This window comes from uncultured Caballeronia sp. (genome assembly GCF_964243625.1).
In the GTDB taxonomy this organism is placed as follows: domain Bacteria; phylum Pseudomonadota; class Gammaproteobacteria; order Burkholderiales; family Burkholderiaceae; genus Caballeronia.
Window position 1 is genome coordinate 1 of record NZ_CAXTGZ010000491.1, and the last position, 4,565, is coordinate 4,565.

The window sequence follows — 4,565 nt, forward strand, 5'->3', positions numbered from 1 at the left end:
GACCACCGGCTTCGCGCTGCGGCCCTTCGACAACACCGGCGTGCAGTACGGCCTGAACGCACTCAACTCCGGCGCCATCACGACGACGCAGTTCCTCGACCTGAACGCTGCGGTCGGCGGCTACGACCAGGACGCCAACTACGTGGCGGCGCGCTCGGTCGGCGATGCCGGCGCGATCACCCGCGGCCAGCAAAGCGGCCTTCAGCTCTACGGCGGCGGCGGTCTGGCCAGCATTCCGGTCTTCGACATCTCCGGCATCTATAACGACGACGGCGGCTACCATTATCAGTGGTTCCACTTCGCCACACGGGAGCGGCTGAAACGCGCCAACGGCAGCGCCGATAACCAGGTCATGTGGCGCGGCAACCCCGTGCCGGCGACGAATGCATGGGCCACGTTCATCCAGTGGGTCGTCGCCTACAAGGCCGATACCAGCACGTCGAGCCAGCGTGACAAGGTCATCAAGGACAAGCCCACGCAGGCGGTGGACGGCTGCTGGAGCGATGCCACCCACTTCATCACGGAGACGCAGACACTGTCGAACCAGCCGAACACGACCTGCAACACGCTGTTCCCGTCGTGGACGTCGCCGCGTCTTCGCGCAGGCGGTCCGGTATCGGCGGACGTCGCCAAATGCCAGTTGAAGGCCATCGACCCGCACGACTACGCAGCCCCGTTGACGTCCGACCAGACGACGCGTCTTCAGGCTGTGTTCCCCTCGGGCGTATGCGACTGGACCAAGACCGGTGTGAACCAGACGGGCGTAGTGCCCATGCCTTCGTTCGGACCATCGCCCGTGAATCTGGTATTCGATGTAACCAAGAGCTAGGGCGAAGACGATGGCTGCCCGCGGGCGGCCATCGGGCAAGCATGCCTTCGCAGCGTAAGGCATTGCCTAAGCAGCAGCGTGTTGCCGACGTCCTAGGTGTCGTCGGTGACGACCTGTTCCTCGCGCGCATATTGCGACGGTGGCCGCCCGACGTGCCGCGTGAAGGCGACGCTGAAAGTGCTCGCGGAGCTGTAGCCCACGCGCTGTGCGATCTCGGCGACACGGCCTTCACTTCGGCGCAGCAGGTCTTTCGCAAGCGCCATGCGCCAGGTGAGCAGATATTCCATTGGCGCCACGCCGACCGCCCGGTTGAAGCGTTCGAAGAAGGTCGATCGCGACAGCGCGGCCTCTTTTGCGAGTTCGGCAACCGTCCATGCTCGCGTCGGCTGTGCGTGCATACCGCGGATCGCGGCCGCAAGGCGCGCATCGGACAGTCCCCGCACCAGGCCCGGCGATGCCGTCGTCTCAGCCGTGGACCGCAACGCCTCGATAAGCAGCACCTCCAGCAACCGCGACAGCACGACCTCGCGAGCGGGCCGCTGTCCGCGTGATTCATCTCTTACCAGTTGCACGAGAGTGGCGAGCCGCTGTTCGCCGCGGACATGCACGATTTGCGGCAGCAACGCGACCAGCAGGGACGCGTCCGGTGAACCGAAGCTGCAGTGACCCGCCATCAACCGCGTATCGATGGGGCTGTCAGCGTCCCCGATCCTGAATTCATTGTTGCCGAGCGCGGTGGGCGCCAGCGTCTCGACGCCCGGGGGCGGCGGCACGAGGCTGGACATTGCAACGCCATACGCGGCAGGAATCAGCATGAAGTCGCCGGAGATGAGCTCGATTGGCTCGTGTCCGTCAATCGCAACCCGGCACCCGCCCTCGAGCACCACGCAATAGGACGGCTGGCCGGCATCGGAGCGGTTCACGCGCCAGGGACTGGCGCCAAAAACCAGTTTGGAAAACCGGGCGCTCGGCTGCAGCAGCAGCACGACTTCGGCCAAAGGGTCGATCACAGCCGGACTCCTGCAGATGAAATTCGGACTTTTGATTGTAGCAAGTACTGGTTCGGCGGTCTATCGTGGGAGCCATACGCACACCACCCCAACAAAGGAGTTCACATGAAAACCGTACTGATCACGGGTTGCTCTTCCGGATTCGGCCTTGAAACAGCCCGCTATTTCCTAGCCCGCGACTGGCAAGTCATCGCCACGATGCGCACGCCCCGCGCCGATGTACTGCCGCCTTCAGAGCGGCTGCGCGTGCTGGCGCTCGACGTCACGGATCCGGAAAGCATCCGCAAGGCTATTGAGGCGGCCGGGCCTATCGACGTCCTTGTCAACAACGCGGGCATCGGCGCGGCATCTCCGGCGGAGTTCACTCCGATTGCGACCGTGCGCGGCATCTTCGAGACCAACACGTTCGGCACGATCGCGGTGACGCAGGCGGTGCTGCCGCAGTTCCGGGAACGCAAGGCCGGCGTCGTAGTAAATGTGACGTCGAGCGTCACGCTGAGGGCAATGCCTTTGATCTCCGCTTACCGCGCAAGCAAGGCGGCGGTGAACGCCTTCACCGAGGCAATGGCGCTGGAACTCGAGCCCTTCGGCGTGCGGGCGCGCCTGGTGCTGCCGGGCCGTGCGCCCGATACCCGGTTCGCCGACAACGCCCACGCGCACATGCATGGTCTCGACCACGAGGCTTACGCCGGTGTCGTCAAGCAAGTCTTCGCGCAGTTCCAGGACACGTCTGCACCGACCACCCGGTCACAGGACGTTGCCGAAGCCGTCTGGCGCGCGGCAACCGATCCGTCGTCCCCGATGCGCATCCCGGCCGGCGCCGACGCCGAAGCATGGGCGGCCGAGGTTGGCTGAGCGCCCGGAGCAACCACGAAAAATCGCTTCTATGCGCTACGGCGCAACATGACAAGGAGATTGCCATGCATGACAAACGCGTTGCTCTTGTGACCGGGGCCAATCAGGGAATCGGTCTTCAGATCGCGAAGGAACTCGTGGCGCGCGGTCTGACGGTGCTGGTCGGATCGCGCAACCCTGAACGCGGTGAGGCGGCGGCCAGCGAAGTGGGTGCCGGCGCTGTCGCGCTTCAACTCGACGTGAAGGATCATGCTTCGATCGCATCCGCTGCCGAGCGGGTTCGGAATGAATTTGGCCGCCTCGATCTGCTCATCCAGAATGCGGCGGTTTCGAACACGAAGAAGCAGCCCGGGCAGACCGTCGAGGAGTATTCGAGCACGACTCGACCGAGCAATGTATCTCTCGATGAAATGCGCGCAGTGTGGGACACCAATGTCTTCGGTGTGCTTGCCGTGTATCAGGCCATGCTGCCAATTTTGCGCAAGACGCCGGGTGCTCGCATCATCAACGTATCGAGCGGCGTCGGGTCGTTGACGACGAATCTGGACCCGGCTTTCCCGTATCGCGGGATCTTTGGGCCCGTCTACCCCGCGTCCAAGACGGCGCTCAATGCCTTGACGGTCGCCATGGCTATCGAACTGGAGCAGGAGGGCATCAAGGTCCACGCCGTTTCTCCAGGTTTTACCAAGACGAACCTCAACGGCTATGCGGGCACCGATACCGTCGAGGAAGGGGCGCGCGAGGTGGTCCGCGTTGCAATGCTGGGTGCGGACAGCCCGACAGGGACGTTCACACGATGGAACGATGTGACGATCCCGTGGTGATTCATCGGGCGATAGCCCCTGGTTCGGGGGAGTACCTCGACTGAAAGTGAGATTGAGATCGAGATAAGCGGTTCAAGACAAACCATCCCGGACTCGCGTGCGGTAAATTGCTTTCCTGGTGGGTATGCACTCGCCACACGGAGAGAACCCGCATGCGATCTTCGGCGCGATACCACCGTAACGTTGCGCCGGTCCTTGTGGTCCGGCTCTTTGTCGTTCTTTCGATCGTCACACACGCGGCATATGCCGTTGCGCAATCCAGCCGCGATCTCATCGGCGCTGCGCGTCTCGGGTCAGGTTATTCGCAAATCCTAAACTTGACCGCGTCCCCGGACATCAGCTCCGCACACCTCGACATCTCGAATGGCGTCGCTCCCCATTCATTCACCATCACGCGAATTCCCTATGAGGGTAGTCTGCTTACCTTCTCCGACCAAAACAGTATTGGCTGGCGGATTTCCGGCGGTTACTTTCGCGAAAAGGACGAACTCGCGATTGGCGGCCTGGACGGCGCGGCGGGCAGTGTCGCGAGCAAGTGGTCGGCCTTCAGCGCAACGGGCGGTCTGTTCCTGAAAAGCAAACTCGGATATGGATTCACATTCGAGCCCGGCCTGGACCTGAGCATGGCCAGGTTGCTCAATGACGCTTCGTATAAGGGTGCGGCCGCCGGCCTTAAACCTCTCACGGATGGCCCGTTGTTCAACTGGCACGAGAATGCGTGGCTGGTCACGCCGAACGCTGCGCTCGAATGGACGACGAACATAGCGTCAGCACAGACGCTGACGATTCGCGGGCATATTGCGTGGTCGTGGATCTCCAGCTTTGACGAGTCGGATCCCTTGTTGCGATTCAGGGAAACGGCCGGTTCATGGTCGATCCAGTCGGCTTACACGGGACCGACCGGCGCTCAGCTATTTGCCCGCCCGCTGAATTATGTTGTCAATGCGGGATACGGCGGATTCTTCGGGGCCAATCACAGCGCGCTCGGGTTTTCGACGTTGGCGAACATCGGCGGTGGATTCGACCTTCCCATCTCAAGAGACGACG

5 protein-coding genes are annotated in these 4,565 nt (G+C 62.7%); 4 read left to right on the plus strand and 1 reads right to left on the minus strand.

The genetic code is table 11. From position 1 onward, the window contains the following. Window positions 1–829: DUF6351 family protein (locus ACFFAR_RS25415; RefSeq protein ID WP_375508679.1), on the plus strand; the 829-nt coding region annotated here is incomplete at its 5' end. Window positions 830–921: 92 nt separating this feature from the next. On the opposite strand, the gene ACFFAR_RS25420 is transcribed toward ACFFAR_RS25415, so the two are convergent. Next, complete coding sequence (locus tag ACFFAR_RS25420; RefSeq protein ID WP_062001514.1) at window positions 922–1,839, minus strand: AraC family transcriptional regulator; 918 nt, start codon at window positions 1,837–1,839, stop codon at window positions 922–924. Window positions 1,840–1,944: 105 nt separating this feature from the next. Between ACFFAR_RS25420 and ACFFAR_RS25425 the strand changes: the two genes are divergently transcribed. From ACFFAR_RS25425 to ACFFAR_RS25435, 3 genes are all read left to right on the plus strand, one after another. Then, complete coding sequence (locus ACFFAR_RS25425; protein ID WP_062001515.1) at window positions 1,945–2,694, plus strand: SDR family oxidoreductase; 750 nt, start codon at window positions 1,945–1,947, stop codon at window positions 2,692–2,694. A 65-nt stretch (window positions 2,695–2,759) separates the two neighbouring features. Next, window positions 2,760–3,518: an SDR family NAD(P)-dependent oxidoreductase gene (locus tag ACFFAR_RS25430; RefSeq protein WP_375508680.1), complete on the plus strand. Its 759-nt coding sequence runs from the start codon at window positions 2,760–2,762 to the stop codon at window positions 3,516–3,518. Between the two features lie 152 nt (window positions 3,519–3,670). Then, a partial coding sequence (locus ACFFAR_RS25435; RefSeq protein ID WP_375508681.1) for a hypothetical protein occupies window positions 3,671–4,565 on the plus strand: 895 nt, incomplete at its 3' end.